Raw genomic sequence first — 14,433 nt, forward strand, 5'->3', positions numbered from 1 at the left:
GAGGACCGGAACGGTTCCCGTGTTCACTCGTTGATCGCTCGGCGAAGGAGGCACCCGACTTGGCCCCTGCGACATCGCCACGGCTACCCCGCAGCACTTCACCGCAGCCTCCCCATCACCACTCGAATAGCTCCGGGAAGTCCCCCACCCCGTCATGACGGGGTGGGTGCGCATCGCATCCGGCCCGGATCCGCCAGGTTTCGAGCCGGTGTGTCTTTGAGGGACGTAAACGCCGGTTCCTCGCGTATGCCTTTCCGCCACGCTCGCCGGACCCGCACCATCTGGCAGTACTGACACGTCCCGGCTTTGTCAGGGCCGCTTCCACCCGAACCCGGCACCTCCCGGATCAGGCTGCCCTCAGCTACACCGTCCTGCTGCGACAGGAACAGCGGCGAAGGTCTCCCACCTCCACTCAATCAACAAGCGCCTCACGGCGCACCCGCGTCAAAACCCACGGGCGCTGGAAGGTCCAGCACTCCGCCGAAGGAGCACTGCAATGGACCACCCCAAACGGCTACACCTTCCACGTCGACCACACCGGCACCCACCGACTCAACGACTGAGCATCGCTCGGGCAGCGCCGGAGGATTCGCGCGCGGTGCGGCGCTCTGCGTCGACTACACCGGCACCCACCGACTCACCGACTGAGCATCGCTCGACTCACCGAGTGAGCATCGCTCGGGCGGCGCCGGAGGATTCGCGCGCGGTGTAGCGCTCTGCGCGTGACGGGATACTGGCGGCGTACTCGAGCAAGCCAGACCTCGACCTGGTCGGGACTGAGGATGCCGGCTAGGACGCGGAGCTGGGTTGCAAGCGGGAAGTATGGGTGCTGGGTGTTGTCGGCGGCCTAGCTGCTTGTTGACCAGTTCGCGGTTGCGGTTCAGGCTCCTGTCGAGCACGTCGAGCACGTCGAGCACGTCGAGCACGTCGAGCACGTCGAGCACGTCGAGCACGTCACGGGGCGGCAGGTCTGCTTGTCAGGTGCGGGGCTGTCCGAGCAGACCTTGCTCGGCTGTATCACCGTTGCCGGGTCCACGATCGGTCCGATTCGACCGAGACCACTGGAGTGCGATCAAGACCAGATAGGCGATCGCGCCGAGAGAGGCGACCCAGATTCGGTAGAAGGGGAAGTCGCCGGAGGCGACGGTTGCTACGAAGATCGCTGCGAAGGTGCCCAAGCCGACCGCCGTCCCACGTCGATGGGAGTCGCGTGCGGTGCCTGGCAGTGGGCCGTGCGCTCGATCGAGGGCGGCCGCGAGTGCAGCCAGGGCGATCGCCATCGTGACGGCCAGGATCATCGCGCCGGGAGGACCGCCCAGGACCGCGGCGAAGATGTTGGCGACGGTGTAGGCGGCGAGAACCAGCAGCATGAGGCCGCCGCCGATCCCGAGGTGCCGAAGCTGGCGGGCGCGGAGGTTGACTGCCTCCTCCGATCGCAGGATGCCGGGCGGATCGGTCAGTCGCCGGATGACGAAGTACAGGGCGAAGGCGGTGAGAGCGGCGGTCAGTACGAAGATGATCGTCAGCACCACCGACCGGGTCGGCGAGATGAACTGGCGCACCTCACCGCCGCCGAAGTCACACACAGCACGCGGCGGCAACCACTGAGTGCTGTGCCGGATTCCGTCCCCACCGACCCCCGGGAATGCCTTCGCGCAGTCGTAGTCCGGGTCGAACCAACTCGGCATCGACGCCGACACCGCCAAACTCCAGCCGAGCATCGACAGCAGCCCCAGAACGAGCACACTGCCGGCCCTTCGCCTCACCAGATCCACCCGCCCACCCTCTCATCAGCTCGGTAGTTCGGCATCGGGCCGTCCGGGTACCGGGGCCTGATGAGCGACTGGTTCCTGACATCCGCCGAGCGAGGCAACCCAGCGGCCGACATAGACCGTGCTTGGTCGGCCGGCAATGCGGTCCGCCTGCTCGTCGACGGAGCCGTCTATTACCAGCGCCTGTACGACGAAATGCGCGCGCTCGCGGCCGGCGATCGCGTCTACTTCACCGACTGGCGGGGTGACGCCGACGAGCGGCTCTTCGACGACGGTCCGTCGATCGGGGAACTGCTTGTCGAGCTAGCCGGGATCGGCGTCGAGGTCCGGGGTCTGCTTTGGCGATCACACTCGGACCATCTGCGACTCAACGCCCAGGAGAACCAGCGACTCGGGACCGAGCTCAACGAAGCCGGCGCGGAGGTACTGCTCGACCAGCGCGTACGGCGGCTGGCCTCGCATCACCAGAAGCTGTTCGTGATCAGGCATCGCGGTGACGCTGCCCGGGATGTCGCCTTCGTGGGCGGCATCGATCTCAGTCATCAGCGGCGCGACGACACCCGGCATCTGGGGGACCCGCAGCAGGTGCCGATGGATCCGCGGTACGGTTCGCGGACTCCTTGGCACGACGCGATGCTCGAGCTTCGTGGGCCGGTGGTCGGGGATGTCCTACGCACCTTCGTCGAGCGCTGGGACGACTCGCACCCGCTGGACCGGCGGACGCCGTACCGGATGCTGGTGCAGCGGAGGGAACGGATGCCGCGTCACCCGTCGAAGCTGCCCGAGGCGTTTCCGGATCCGCCCGAGGCGGGGCGGCACGCAGTACAGGTACTGCGGACGTATGGGCACAAACATCCGCCGTTTCCCTTTGCGCCTAAGGGGGAGTACAGCGTGGCGCGGGCGTACCGGAAGGCGTTCGAGCGGGCGCGGCGGCTGATCTACTTCGAGGACCAGTACTTGTGGTCGTCGGTTGTTGCCGAGGGCATCTGCCGCGCGCTGGAACGGTCGCCGGAGCTGCGGGTGATCGCGGTGGTGCCGCGGTATCCGGATGCCGACGGGCGGATGAGTGGACCGCCGGCGCGGTACGGGCAGTTGCAGGCGATGGAGCTGTTTCGCGCGGTGGCGCCGGACCGGGTCGGCGTCTACGACCTGGAGAACGCGGAGGGGGTGCCGATCTACGTCCACGCGAAGGTGTGCGTGGTAGATGACGAGTGGTTCACGTGTGGATCGGACAACTCCAACCGGCGGTCGTGGACGAACGACAGCGAGTTGACCTGCGCGGTGGTCGGTGACGGTCTGGCGCGGTCGGTGCGTGCTGAACTTTGGTCCGAGCACCTGGGTGGCGATCCGCGTCTCGATCCGGTTGAGGGGTTCGAGCAGTGGAGGGAGGCCGCTGCCGCGCTGGACGCTTGGCACGCCGCCGGCGGAGTCGGGCCGCGGCCGCCCGGTCAGATCCGGCGGCACGAACCGGTGCCAGTCGGACGAGTGGCGAGGTTGTGGGCGCGGCCGCTCTATCACCACGTCTACGACCCCGATGGTCGCCCTTGGAGAATGCGCCGGCACAACGAGTTCTGAGCGGCCGCGGATCGCCACCACTACCGAACCAGCGCCAGCGCCGCGACACGGCGAGGGGAAGCGGTTGCTGGTGAGGTTCGGTAGTGGTGGCCGTCCGCCCTTACCTGCTGTCAGCAGATGATTTCCATCTCGTCGTACACCTTGGTCTTGTTGAAGGGGAAGTTGCCCTGGCCGGAGTACACCTCGCGCGTGAGTGAGCCCCACTCATACATGTCGATCCGCTGACCGGTCCGGCTCCAATAGGACGTCGCCCAGTTGCCGACGCCGAAATCGTGCAGGTTGTGCTTCCCGCACCGCAACGCGTACCAGACCGCGCCGCCGCCGGAGGGAGGGCTGAACAGGCAGACCCGTCCCGCCGGGCAGTTGTTCCAACCCGCCGGACTGGCCGTGGCCAGGACTCGCAACAGTTTGGGCATGGAGGGTTCCTCTCGGCTCGGGTGATCCTCACCGAAAGTAGCCTTCGGCAACTGTTGGTCACCAGCCTTTCGAAATCCCTGGAAATGGCTGCGGCGATGCGGTGGGATGGGCGGATGGGCCGGATGCATGCCGACGAGGCGCACCTTGATGACGAGCTGGTACTGCGCCTGGTGGCGGGGCAGTTTCCGCAGTGGGCGGGGTTGGGGGTTTCGGAGATTCCGTCCAGCGGGACCGTCAACGCCATGTACCGGCTGGGGGATTCGCTGACTGTTCGGTTACCTCGGGTCGCGGGTGGTGTTTCGGATATCGAGAAGGAGTTCGACTGGTTGCCGCGGCTGGCGCCGCTGTTGCCGGTGCGGATTCCGACGCCGGTGGGGCTGGGGAAACCGGCTGAGGGGTATCCGTGGCCGTGGTCGGTGCAGGAGTGGATCGAGGGGTCCATCGCGATCGCCGGTGCGGTGCAGGAGCCGGATGAGTTGGCGGAGGATCTGGCCGCCTTCGTGCGGGCGTTCCGGGCGATCGAGTTGCCCGGTGCGCCGGCGGCGTACCGGGGCGGGCCGTTGGAGTTGGAGGATAAGGAGACTCGGGCGGCGATCGGTCAGCTGGAGGGGTGGATCGACACGCGGATGGCCTTGGCTGCTTGGGAATCCGCGCTGGCCGCGGCGCCGGCGGCCGTGCCTTGCTGGGTGCACGGGGATCTGATGCCGTCAAATCTGTTGCTTGCTGACGGGAGGCTCGCTGCGGTGATCGACTTCGCTACGGCGGGCGTGGGTGACCCGGCGTGCGACCTGATCCCGGCGTGGAATCTGCTGCCCGCCGACGCGCGCCCTGCCTACCGGGCCGCGCTGGACGTCGACGATGACGACTGGAACCGGGGGCGCGGTCGTGCGCTCTCGATGGCGCTCATCCAGCTCCCGTACTACCGGGAAACGAACAAAGGCATCGCCGCCAACGCCCAACACGTCATCGACGAGGTGCTCGCGGACTTCGGCGGCTTGTCGCCCGAGTACTGCGTGTGAGTGACCCACCGGCTGTGGTGAACACCGGCCTGTGGGTACTAGAGGCGCGCCTTGTTTCGGCAGTCGCTGAGGGTTTTTCGCCTGGTTGGGAATAGGTGGGCGAGGTGCCGAGTTGCGGAGGTCATACCCCTAGGGGGTATAGTGGGAGCGAATCGGGGTACTGACGGAGGTCAAGATGAGTGACGAGCAGCACGCAGACACCGCCCAGGCGGAGCACGCCATGCACGGCGAGCACGCTGGCCACGGCGAGCAGGCAGGCCATGGTGAGCAGGCAGGCCATGGTGAGCACGGTGGGCACGGGGATCATGCTGCGCAGTTCAAGGATCGGTTCTGGGTCAGTTTGGGGCTGGCTGTGCCGGTGGTTTTCTTCAGCGAGATGTTTGCCGACCTGCTCGGCTACCGGCCGCCGGAGTTCGCCGGGTCGATGCTGATCGCGCCGATCATCGGCACGCTGATCTTCCTGTACGGCGGTCAGCCGTTCCTGCGCGGCGGCTGGAGCGAACTGAAGTCCCGCCAGCCGGGCATGATGCTGCTGATCTCGATGGCCATCACCGTCGCGTTCATCGCGTCGTGGGTGACCACCCTGGAGCTCGGCGGATTCGACCTCGACTTCTGGTGGGAACTCGCGCTCCTGATCGTGATCATGCTGCTCGGGCACTGGCTGGAGATGCGCGCGCTCGGCGCCGCCTCCGGTGCGCTCGACGCTTTGGCCGCGTTGCTCCCCGACACGGCCGAGAAGATCACCGACGAAGGCGTGGTCGAGGTTGCCCTGAGCAACCTGTCCGAAGACGACGTCGTACTGGTCCGCTCAGGTGGTCGCGTACCCGCCGACGGAGTCGTGGTCGACGGCCAGGCCGAGGTCGACGAGGCGATGATCACCGGCGAGTCCCGCCCGGTACTCCGCGCCGTCGGCGACCAGGTCGTCGCGGGCACGGTTGCCACCGACAGCGCATTGCGAGTGCGGATCACCGCGGTCGGTGAAAACACAGCACTGGCAGGGATTCAGCGACTGGTCGCAGAGGCGCAAGCGTCATCGTCACGGGCACAGGCACTCGCCGATCGCGCCGCGGCGTTCCTGTTCTACTTCGCCTCCACCGCAGGTGTCATCACGTTCGTGGTCTGGAGCCTGCTGGGCAAGCTCGACGAGGCGGTCACCAGGACCGTGACCGTACTGGTCATCGCCTGCCCCCACGCCCTCGGGCTGGCCATCCCGCTGGTGATTGCGATCTCCACCGAGCGCGCTGCGAAGGCCGGCGTACTGGTGAAGAACCGGTTGGCGCTGGAGCGGATGCGGACGATCGACGTGGTCCTGTTCGACAAGACCGGAACCCTGACGAAGGGTGAGCCTGCTGTCACCGGAGTCGCGGCGGTATCCGTTGCGGACAACGAGTTGCTGGCGATCGCGTCGGCCGTCGAGGCGGACAGCGAACACCCGTTGGCGAAGGCGATCGTGCGGGCCGCCGAGGAGGCTGGTTCGCAGCGCTTGAAGGCGTCCGACTTCAGGTCGCTGACCGGGCGTGGTGTCGAGGCCGAGGTCGACGGCGCTCGCGTCTCGGTTGGCGGGCCGGCGTTGCTCCGTGAGACCGGAGTACAGGTTCCTGGTGAGTTGGAGGAGACGATCCAGGGATGGAAGGAGCGTGGCGCCGCAGTACTGCAGGTGGTTCGCGATGGTGAGGTTCTTGGCGCGATCGCGCTGGAGGACGAGGTTCGGCACGAGTCTCGGCAGGCGGTTGATGCGCTCCACCAGCGTGGGGTCAAGGTCGCGATGATCACCGGTGACGCACACCAGGTGGCCGAGGCGGTGGCGGCCGAGTTGGGCATCGACGAGGTGTTCGCCGAGGTGCTGCCGCACGACAAGGACGCCAAGGTGGCCGAGTTGCAGGCGCGTGGGCTGAAGGTCGCGATGGTCGGTGACGGCGTGAACGACGCGCCCGCGCTGGCTCGTGCCGAGGTCGGTATCGCGATCGGCGCCGGCACGGATGTGGCGATCGAGTCGGCCGGGGTGGTGCTGGCCGCCGACGATCCGCGTGCGGTGCTGTCGGTGATCGACCTGTCGAAGGCGAGCTACCGCAAGATGTGGCAGAACCTGGTCTGGGCGACGGGGTACAACGTCATCGCGGTACCGGTTGCCGCCGGCGTCCTGGCGTTCGCCGGGGTCGTGCTCTCACCGGCGGCGGCCGCAGTACTGATGTCGGTGTCGACGATCGTGGTCGCCCTCAACGCGCAGCTGCTGCGCGGGCTGAACTTGTCTCCTGAGCGGCTGGCTGGACGAACTAGCTGAGGAAAGCGGCACCGAGCCGGCGGAGGATGTCGTCCTCCGCCGGCTTGATGCTGGTCGGGGCGTGCTCGGTGATCGCGGCGCCGATCACGGTGTCCAGTTGGGAGATCAGGTCGATCAAGTGCTCCGCGCGGACGCCATCGGGTTCGGGATACGAGACGGAGGTGAAGTCCGCCGGATCGAGTACGTCGAGATCGAGGTGGACGTAGACGGGTCCGTGCAACTCGTCGAGCACGCCCGTGAGGTGCTCCACGTCGTACAGCTTGAGCCCGGTCTCCTGGATGTACTCGCGCTCGCCCGGCTCGTAGCCGCGGACGCCGCCGAGGATCACCTGCGCCGGCGTCAGCGTCTGCTCCGGGGTGAGCGCCGGCGGCCCGTCGCCGAGCAGCGTCCGCAGCACCATGCCGTGGAAGGACCCGGACGGCAGCGTTTCGGGCGAGTTCACATCCGGGTGCGCGTCGAGCCACAACACCTGCAGATCATCCCCGTACTGCGCTCGCGCGGCGGCCAGCGGCGCGAGATCGACCCCGCAGTCGCCGCCCACGGTGATGACCAGGTCGTCGATGCCGCTCAAGGCTTCGGTCAACCGTGCAGCGATTGGCGCCGACGACCCTTGCCATTGCCCCACACTCAGCACCGTCACCATGGTCGGCAGCTTAGGCTCCGCCCGTGTCAGAGCAGGTCCTGCCCAAATCCCAACCCGACCATTCCACGATATGGCGGTACCCGGGCAGGGGTTGGGTGCGTAGGCAGACTGGTGAGCATGACTTCCTTTGTTGTCCATCACAACGGTCAGGAGGCGACGGCTGAGCAGCTGGCGCCGGTGGCCTTCGCGGGATATGCCCACTTCACGGCGATGCAGGTGCGCGGCGGTCAGGTCCGCGCGCTGGACCTCCACCTGGAGAGGTTGCGGGTCGCTTCGCTAGAGCTGTACCGACAGGCGCTGCCCGACGTACAGGTGCGTTCGTATCTGAAGGCGGCAGTGGAGGCTGGTCCGGCCGATCAGTCATTGGTCGCGACCATCTACTCGCCAGCCGGCGAATTCAGTGCTTCCGGGCAGGGCGTGGCGCCCCAGGTGCTAGTCCGGACCGGGCCGCCGTCGTCCGGTCCGGAAGGCCCGCTGGCGCTCCAGGTGGTCGAGTACGAGCGGGTACTGCCCGCCATCAAGCACGTCGGCGAGGTCGCCAAGGGCTATTACCTGCGCCAAGCGGTCGCGCAGGGCTTCGACGACGCTGCCTTCATCGACCGCCACGGCAGGCTCAGCGAGGCCTCGATCTGGAACCTCGCCTTCTGGGACGGTACTTCGGTGATCTGGCCCCGAGCCGACATGCTCGGCGGCATCACGATGGGCATCCTCCGCCGCCAGCTCGACCAGCTCGGGATCCCGCAAAAGAACCAGGAGGTCAGGCCGGCTGACATCGCCGATCTTTCCGGCGCGGTGGTGATGAACTCCTGGACGCCGGCAGTTCCCATTCGCAGCATCGCCTCAACACCGTTGCCCGAGGCCCCTGAATTCGCGGCGCTGCTCCGCAAGGCGTACGAGGCCGAACCGCTGTCAGGCCTCTAGGGCGGCGAGGTCGCGTTCGGCGTACAGGCGGTGCTGCCATTCCTCGTTGAGGGTGACGAGGAGGCATTCGTCGACCAGCTCCGCGCCACGCAGCTCGACCCGGCGCAGGCTGATTCAGTGCGACAAGAACGCGGTCAGTTCGGCGATGACTGCCTGCGGGTTCTCCTCGGCGAGGAAGTGACCTGTTCCCGGGATCTTGTGGACCCGCACGTCGGTGCCCTGCTCAGCCCAGACGGCTTGCATGAAGTCGTGGCTGAACTCCGACGTCAGCCCGAGGAACGGCGCCGTGATGCGCCCGTACGTGGCGAAGTCGACGATGTCGGTGTGGAATGCCTGGTACCACGCGTTGCCCGCGCGGATCGCCTGCGGACCGGAGTACGCGTGGGCGTAGATCCGCCGGGAGCGCTCGTCGATGGTCGACGGGTCGAGCGGGAAGGCGTCCATGAAGTAGTCGACCACGTACCGGGACCGTCCGGTGATCAACTGCTCGGGCAGGCCCTGGACCTGGTTGAAGGCGAACCACCACAGGCTGATGCCCTGTCCCGGCCGGACCAGCAGCGGCTGGTCGTAGAGCGACGGGTCGGGGTGCCCGACATCCATCAGGACGACCTTCCGGGTCGCCGCGCGGTGGTTGACCGCGAAGCTGTGCGCGACCATCGCGCCGATGTCGTGGCCGGCGATGTTGACCGAGTCGTAGCCGAGGTGCCGGATCAGGTCGTAGACGTCGCGCGCCATCGTCTTCTTGTCGTAGCCGTCCGCCGGCTTGTCCGATCCGCCCATGCCGCGAAGGTCGAGAGCGATCACCGTGTAGCGCTTCGCCAGCGCAGGCAGGATCTTGTGAAACTCCCACCAGGTCTGCGGCCAGCCCGGCAGCAGGACCAGCGGCTCACCTTGACCGCCGATGACGTAGTGCTGGCCTTTCGCGTACTTGCTGCGCAGGCCCAGCGACCGCGCCAAGGCAGCATCGGACGGTACGCCGCTCGTTGTGGCCTCGGTCGCCGCAGCCGGCGTCGCCACCGCTCCTGCCGTCGCTGCGGCCGCCGCCCCGGCGCCCAGTGCCAGCAATCGCCTCCGGTTGATGTCCATTCGCCCACCCCTTTTCAGGCGTCACCGCGGGTCGATGCCGCCGTCCAGCGACGATAAGGCTTCGCTGGTTCAGTTAGATGAGAACTTGGAGGGATCAGTTGACGCAACCGGTTGGTTGCTATAACTTGGATGGCAACTGAACGGTTGCTATTCAATGGAGGCAGTGATGGCATTCCCCGATCGGATCGAGCGGACGCTCGACCTCACCCACCCGCCGGCCAAGGTCTGGGCCGCGCTCACCACGGCTGAAGGGCTGGGGACCTGGTTCGGCAACGACGCCGAGGTCGACCTGCGGCGCGGTGGTGAGGCGCAGCTGAGCTGGGACACCGGCGACAAGGCGCAGCTCACCATCGAGCGCATCGAAGAGCCGAAGGTGTTCGGCTTCACCTGGCACATCTATGGGCTACCCGAGGGCGACCCGCGGCGGACGTACGTCGAGTTCACCCTCGAGCCGGTCGGCGCCGGAACGCGGCTGACCGTGGTCGAGTCCGGATTCGCCCAGTTGCCGGACGACGCCCACAAGAAGGCCTTCGACGGCAACACCGACGGCTGGGGCACGGAACTGGCCGAACTGGTCAGCTACCTCGATGCAGCCTGACAGCGAGGCGATCGCCGAGCAGGTCTTCATCGCCCTGGCCGACCCGAGCCGGCGCGGCATCCTTGCCGCGCTGGCCTCGGATGGGCCGGCCACCGCGACCGACCTGGCCAACCGCCTGCCGATCACCCGGCAGGCGATCGCCAAGCACCTGACGCTGCTGGCCGAGGCCGGCCTGGTGACGCCCGAACCGGGGGAGCGGCGCCGTGTGCGGTACCAGCTCCACTCCGCGCCGATGCAGGTGGCCCAGCAGTTCCTGGCCGCGATGGCTCGCGACTGGGACAGCCGCCTCGGCGCCCTGAAGGATCACCTGGACCGCTGATTGGGTTCTGGGCGGGTCAGTCTGTGGGGCACCAGGGTTGAGTTCGCGGGTCGCCCGGGTCGCCGCAGTGGAGGTTGGCGGCCGGGTCGGGCTGGCCGTTGCATTGGACATAGGTACATGCCCCGCCGCCTCGGCCACCGCATTAGTCTGCTCCCCGGAGCGGGGAGGAATTGATGAGTGCCGACGGCAAGCTGGTGAGGGACCGGATTCCGGAGATCATCCGCGCGAACGGCGAGGAGCCGGTCAGCTATCGGGCTGATCCAGGTGAGTACCGCAGGCGGTTGCGGGAGAAGTTGGTGGAGGAGGTCGACGAGTTCCTGACCGCCGGCGACGAGGATTCTCTCGAGGAACTCGCGGACGTTCTGGAGGTCGTGTACGCGATCGCGGCCGACCTCGGAACCGACGAGACACAGCTGGACTCGATTCGCGAGGACAAGGCGACCAAGCGCGGCCGCTTCGCCGAGCGGATCGTGTTAGGCGTCCCGATCGACAGGACATAGTCCGGTTGCCGCCCTTGTCTCACGCCTGGACAGTGCGCGCGAGACGGCGTACACGAGGTGCACTACCTGTCGGTCGGGACACTAACTGCTAGGAATAGAGGTCAGAGGCTGGCCGCTACTGTTCCTAAGCTCAGTCCATGACTACGAACGAGTTGATCGCGACCGGCGAGCGGGCTGACATCCTCGACTTCCTGAGCAAGCACCGCTACTTCCTGCGCCACACGGCGAATGGCCTCTCCGACGAGCAGGCGAGCACTCGCAGTACCGTCAGCGCGTTGACCGTCGGCGGCCTGATCAAGCACGTCACCGCGGTTGAGCGGAGGTGGGCCGACTTCGCCCAGGCGGGTGGCGGCCCGGAGGTGCCCGAGGAGATCGAGTTCACGCCGGAGCTGATCGCCGAGTGGGAGAACCAGTTCCGCCTCACCGAGGGCGAGACGCTGGCCGGCGTACTGGCTGAGTACGAGAAGGTCGCGGCCGCCACCGACGAATTGGTCCGCACCCTCGATCTCAACAGCAGCTACGAACTCCCGGCCGCTCCCTGGCAGCCCCCGGGCGTGTTCTGGTCGGTACGTCGCGTCTTCCTCCACATCGCCGCCGAAACCGCCCAGCACGCCGGCCACGCCGACATCATCCGCGAATCAATCGACGGCCAGAAAACCATGGGCTGACCTCAGAACGCGCTCTCCAGGAAGCCGTCGTTGTCTACCGAGGCGAGGGGTAGTCGGGGGAACGGCCAGGTCGTGGTGGCACGCTGAACGGCTGCTGGTAGGTCGAAATCGCAGTGCTCCGCGACCGCCTCGGGTGACATGTTCGCGCTTGCCCCGAGTGTCGCCGCCGCGAGTCCGCGGACGAGGCCGGCGTTGTTGGTCATCAGGGCTGAGATCCCCGTTCGGGTGAAGTGTTGGTGTGCCGCGAGGTCGCCGTCGAAGGCCAGCGACGAATAGGTCTGGTCGAGCAGCTCGCGGCCGCCGCTACTCCACAGGTCTTCGAGGACCTCGTCGAAATTGGTGGACTTCGTGTACTCATGGAGGCACTGGCGGAAGGCCCGGGTGACCGCGAGGATCTCTTCCCGGTCCAGCCCGGTGCGCAACACCTCTTCCACGAACTCGGGGTCCAGGTCGTACCCGCTGGCGACGCCGAAGACCCCTCGATCGCCTCCCAGCGTGGTGAACGCGTACCTCTCGTACAGGTCCAGGTAGACATCCAGCCGCAGCCGGTCCAGGCCGTCATCGGAGGCGTGACGGAGCTTGAAGTCGCGGAAGACCACGTCGCCGCCGACCTCGACCGTGCCGACGTTCTTGGCCACCGGGACCCAGCGGCCCTGAGTGCTGCAAAGCCACATGAACGGCCGCTCGCTGAGAACATTGGCGAAGAAGTCGCGGGGGAAGATGTCCAGATCGGGGTGCTCCTCCAGCGGCAGGAGAACCTCCGCGTTCAGCGCCTGGCGTAGCCGGACACCTTGGCGTACGGCGTCCTCGTTGTCCGTGCCGACGTAGGGCAGGCCGTCGGCCCGGTCTGTTGCACCGGGCAACGGATCCCACTTGGTCCTGCGTAACGAGGAATGAAACGCATCCCAGTCGACCCTCGCGCCATCGGGTGCGGGACCGTCCCACAGCCGGTCGAAAAGATGCTCGGCGGCTCCCAGTGCGCGGGTGGCGCCCGGCTGACTGCGGTCGAGGATCCGCGCGACCAGGGAGTAGTCGGCGTACACCATCTTCCGCAGGAACATCATGAACAGATCCGCGTCGGCGAGCTCGGGAACGCGTCGGGCCGCGTTCCTCCAGAGTTGCTTCACCGCCAAGTAGCCCATCAGGTAGTGCCCGCTCGGTCCGCTCATCGGCTGCAGGAGCAGTTCTGCCTTGCGTGCAACGGATTCCGGCGAGAATCGCCATCGGTGGATGTCGTCGTAGAGGCTGTAGCGGACCGCATCGCCGGCGGACTCGCCCGCGTCGCGCAAACGCTGAGGAAGCTGGAACAGATGCAACATGGCAGCGTCGAAGGGTGGCGACATGGATCGCGCGGCCGGATCGGGGTTGACATCGAATTCGGCGAACAACGCCAGTCCCTCGCTCAGCGGCCGGAGCCACTCCAGCACGAACCGGTACGTCAGCAGGTCGTCCAGAATCTCGGCATACTCCGACTCGTCGCCGGTCGCGGCCCAGTTCAGTACTCGCCGGGCGATCGAGAGGTACAGCAAGCTGAGTGACGACCCGACCGGCGAGGTGAAGCACCAGTGATGGGTGGCCTCGTGAATGAACGAGGAGTACATCCCAGGCGGGATCGCGCCACCGCTGCGGGTCAGCGCGAGGAAGCTCTGATCGTCCCGGAAGACGGAGTGGTTCGAGATCAGGTCGATGTGCGCGGACTCGGCACCCATGGCCGGCTCGCGCTTTAGGCCGTCGGGTTTGCGAGGCTCGAGACGTCGATCTCGGTCAGCCGCCCTCGCGACAGTTCTCAACGCGTCGGCCCGGGATGTGAGTACGGGGGGGATAAATGACAGGCGCTGGGGGCGTGGAAGGTGCCAGGATGCCGGGATGGTTGCGCGTGCGTTGAGCTTCGGGGCGGTGGCCGAGGCGTACGAACGGTTCCGGCCTGGGTACCCGCTGGAACTCCTCGAGTTGGTGATGACGTACGCCGGTGGGTCGATCCGGACCGCCCTCGAGATCGGCGCCGGGACGGGCAAGGCGACGCGTCTGTTCGCGCAGGGAGGGATCGCGGTCACGGCGACGGAGCCTGACGCGGCCATGCTCGCGGAGATGCGCAAACACCTGCCGGCGAACGTCACCACCGTGCAAGCCGCGTTCGAGGACTTACCGCTGGATTCGTCGTACGAGTTGGTGTATTCGGCTGCCGCGCTTCATTGGACCAACCCTGAAGGCCGGTGGGCCCGCATGGCCGCACTCGTCCGACCGGGTGGCGTGTTCGCGTCGTTCGGTGTACCGATCCAGCTGGCCGACCCGGCCCTCAAGGAGGCCGCGCGCGCGGCACGTTCGCCGTACCTGGAGAACGACGGCATCCCGTCGCCCGACGGCACACCCGCCGATCGCCCGATGCAGTGGCCCGGCACAGAGCTCCAGCAGTCCGAGTGGTTCACCGATGTCCGGCAGTCGGTCATCGAACGGCGCCTGACGATCAGCGCCCACGACTACATCGGACAACTCTCGACGGTCTCGGCGTACGTGATGCTGGAGCCCGCCGATCGAGACCAGGTCTTCCGCCGAACCCTCCAGGTCCTCCCCGAAACCGTGGAACTCGACGCCGAGATCCATGTCCACCTCGCCCGCAGCCACCACTAGCACGAC

14 protein-coding genes are annotated in these 14,433 nt (G+C 67.1%); 9 read left to right on the plus strand and 5 right to left on the minus strand.

Going from position 1 to position 14,433, the window contains the following annotated elements:
• Positions 1-977: 977 nt before the first annotated feature.
• Positions 978-1,766 (minus strand): hypothetical protein, encoded by a 789-nt coding sequence (locus A3ES_RS0103930; protein WP_157630328.1) that lies wholly within the window; start codon positions 1,764-1,766, stop codon positions 978-980.
• Positions 1,767-1,835: 69 nt separating this feature from the next.
• On the opposite strand from A3ES_RS0103930, the gene A3ES_RS0103935 reads away from it, so the two are divergent.
• Positions 1,836-3,347, plus strand: a complete 1,512-nt coding sequence (locus A3ES_RS0103935; RefSeq protein WP_020385478.1) for a phospholipase D family protein — start codon at positions 1,836-1,838, stop codon at positions 3,345-3,347.
• A gap of 110 nt (positions 3,348-3,457) precedes the next feature.
• On the opposite strand, the gene A3ES_RS0103940 is transcribed toward A3ES_RS0103935, so the two are convergent.
• The gene (locus A3ES_RS0103940; RefSeq protein ID WP_020385479.1) at positions 3,458-3,763 is read right to left on the minus strand and encodes a peptidase inhibitor family I36 protein; all 306 of its coding nucleotides are present in this window, start codon (positions 3,761-3,763) and stop codon (positions 3,458-3,460) included.
• A gap of 114 nt (positions 3,764-3,877) precedes the next feature.
• On the opposite strand from A3ES_RS0103940, the gene A3ES_RS0103945 reads away from it, so the two are divergent.
• Positions 3,878-4,783, plus strand: a complete 906-nt coding sequence (locus A3ES_RS0103945; RefSeq protein WP_202806433.1) for an aminoglycoside phosphotransferase family protein — start codon at positions 3,878-3,880, stop codon at positions 4,781-4,783.
• Between the two features lie 175 nt (positions 4,784-4,958).
• Positions 4,959-7,064 (plus strand): copper-translocating P-type ATPase, encoded by a 2,106-nt coding sequence (locus A3ES_RS0103950; protein WP_020385481.1) that lies wholly within the window; start codon positions 4,959-4,961, stop codon positions 7,062-7,064.
• Here A3ES_RS0103950 and A3ES_RS0103955 read toward each other — a convergent pair.
• Complete coding sequence (locus A3ES_RS0103955) at positions 7,057-7,707, minus strand: arginase family protein (protein WP_020385482.1); 651 nt, start codon at positions 7,705-7,707, stop codon at positions 7,057-7,059. The two genes, A3ES_RS0103950 and A3ES_RS0103955, sit on opposite strands and share 8 nt — an antisense overlap.
• A gap of 117 nt (positions 7,708-7,824) precedes the next feature.
• Here A3ES_RS0103955 and A3ES_RS0103960 point away from each other — a divergent pair, with 117 nt between their 5' ends.
• Positions 7,825-8,628 (plus strand): aminotransferase class IV family protein, encoded by an 804-nt coding sequence (locus A3ES_RS0103960; protein WP_020385483.1) that lies wholly within the window; start codon positions 7,825-7,827, stop codon positions 8,626-8,628.
• Between the two features lie 114 nt (positions 8,629-8,742).
• Here A3ES_RS0103960 and A3ES_RS0103965 read toward each other — a convergent pair whose 3' ends face one another.
• Entirely contained in the window at positions 8,743-9,714 is a 972-nt protein-coding gene (locus A3ES_RS0103965) for an alpha/beta fold hydrolase (protein WP_020385484.1), read from the minus strand.
• A gap of 166 nt (positions 9,715-9,880) precedes the next feature.
• On the opposite strand from A3ES_RS0103965, the gene A3ES_RS0103970 reads away from it, so the two are divergent.
• From A3ES_RS0103970 to A3ES_RS0103985, 4 genes are all read left to right on the plus strand, one after another.
• Positions 9,881-10,312 carry an SRPBCC domain-containing protein gene (locus A3ES_RS0103970; RefSeq protein ID WP_020385485.1) on the plus strand — a complete coding sequence of 144 codons (432 nt, stop codon included), beginning with the start codon at positions 9,881-9,883 and terminating at the stop codon, positions 10,310-10,312.
• A complete protein-coding gene (locus A3ES_RS0103975; protein ID WP_020385486.1) occupies positions 10,302-10,631 on the plus strand; it encodes an ArsR/SmtB family transcription factor in 330 nt (109 codons plus the stop codon). Before A3ES_RS0103970 ends, A3ES_RS0103975 begins: the two co-directional genes overlap by 11 nt.
• Before the next feature lie 173 nt (positions 10,632-10,804).
• Positions 10,805-11,131 (plus strand): nucleoside triphosphate pyrophosphohydrolase, encoded by a 327-nt coding sequence (locus A3ES_RS0103980; protein ID WP_020385487.1) that lies wholly within the window; start codon positions 10,805-10,807, stop codon positions 11,129-11,131.
• Positions 11,132-11,268: 137 nt separating this feature from the next.
• Entirely contained in the window at positions 11,269-11,799 is a 531-nt protein-coding gene (locus A3ES_RS0103985; RefSeq protein ID WP_020385488.1) for a DinB family protein, read from the plus strand.
• A 2-nt stretch (positions 11,800-11,801) separates the two neighbouring features.
• Here the strand turns inward: A3ES_RS0103985 and A3ES_RS0103990 are convergent, their stop codons facing one another.
• Complete coding sequence (locus A3ES_RS0103990; protein WP_020385489.1) at positions 11,802-13,508, minus strand: hypothetical protein; 1,707 nt, start codon at positions 13,506-13,508, stop codon at positions 11,802-11,804.
• A 157-nt stretch (positions 13,509-13,665) separates the two neighbouring features.
• On the opposite strand from A3ES_RS0103990, the gene A3ES_RS0103995 reads away from it, so the two are divergent.
• Positions 13,666-14,427 carry a class I SAM-dependent methyltransferase gene (locus tag A3ES_RS0103995; RefSeq protein ID WP_020385490.1) on the plus strand — a complete coding sequence of 254 codons (762 nt, stop codon included), beginning with the start codon at positions 13,666-13,668 and terminating at the stop codon, positions 14,425-14,427.
• Positions 14,428-14,433: the final 6 nt, after the last annotated feature.

This window comes from Kribbella catacumbae DSM 19601, from assembly GCF_000372465.1.
GTDB classification, from domain to species: domain Bacteria; phylum Actinomycetota; class Actinomycetes; order Propionibacteriales; family Kribbellaceae; genus Kribbella; species Kribbella catacumbae.

Bases quoted from the DNA above. Each gene is read 5' to 3' on its own strand.
- A3ES_RS0103955 (WP_020385482.1), bottom strand. From the start codon at position 7,707: ATGGTGACGGTGCTGAGTGTGGGGCAATGGCAAGGGTCGTCGGCGCCA.
- A3ES_RS0103980 (WP_020385487.1), top strand. From the start codon at position 10,805: ATGAGTGCCGACGGCAAGCTGGTGAGGGACCGGATTCCGGAGATCATC.
- A3ES_RS0103970 (WP_020385485.1), top strand. From the start codon at position 9,881: ATGGCATTCCCCGATCGGATCGAGCGGACGCTCGACCTCACCCACCCG.
- A3ES_RS0103935 (WP_020385478.1), top strand. From the start codon at position 1,836: ATGAGCGACTGGTTCCTGACATCCGCCGAGCGAGGCAACCCAGCGGCC.
- A3ES_RS0103960 (WP_020385483.1), top strand. From the start codon at position 7,825: ATGACTTCCTTTGTTGTCCATCACAACGGTCAGGAGGCGACGGCTGAG.
- A3ES_RS0103995 (WP_020385490.1), top strand. From the start codon at position 13,666: ATGGTTGCGCGTGCGTTGAGCTTCGGGGCGGTGGCCGAGGCGTACGAA.
- A3ES_RS0103990 (WP_020385489.1), bottom strand. From the start codon at position 13,508: ATGGGTGCCGAGTCCGCGCACATCGACCTGATCTCGAACCACTCCGTC.
- A3ES_RS0103950 (WP_020385481.1), top strand. From the start codon at position 4,959: ATGAGTGACGAGCAGCACGCAGACACCGCCCAGGCGGAGCACGCCATG.
- A3ES_RS0103940 (WP_020385479.1), bottom strand. From the start codon at position 3,763: ATGCCCAAACTGTTGCGAGTCCTGGCCACGGCCAGTCCGGCGGGTTGG.
- A3ES_RS0103945 (WP_202806433.1), top strand. From the start codon at position 3,878: ATGGGCCGGATGCATGCCGACGAGGCGCACCTTGATGACGAGCTGGTA.
- A3ES_RS0103975 (WP_020385486.1), top strand. From the start codon at position 10,302: ATGCAGCCTGACAGCGAGGCGATCGCCGAGCAGGTCTTCATCGCCCTG.
- A3ES_RS0103985 (WP_020385488.1), top strand. From the start codon at position 11,269: ATGACTACGAACGAGTTGATCGCGACCGGCGAGCGGGCTGACATCCTC.
- A3ES_RS0103965 (WP_020385484.1), bottom strand. From the start codon at position 9,714: ATGGACATCAACCGGAGGCGATTGCTGGCACTGGGCGCCGGGGCGGCG.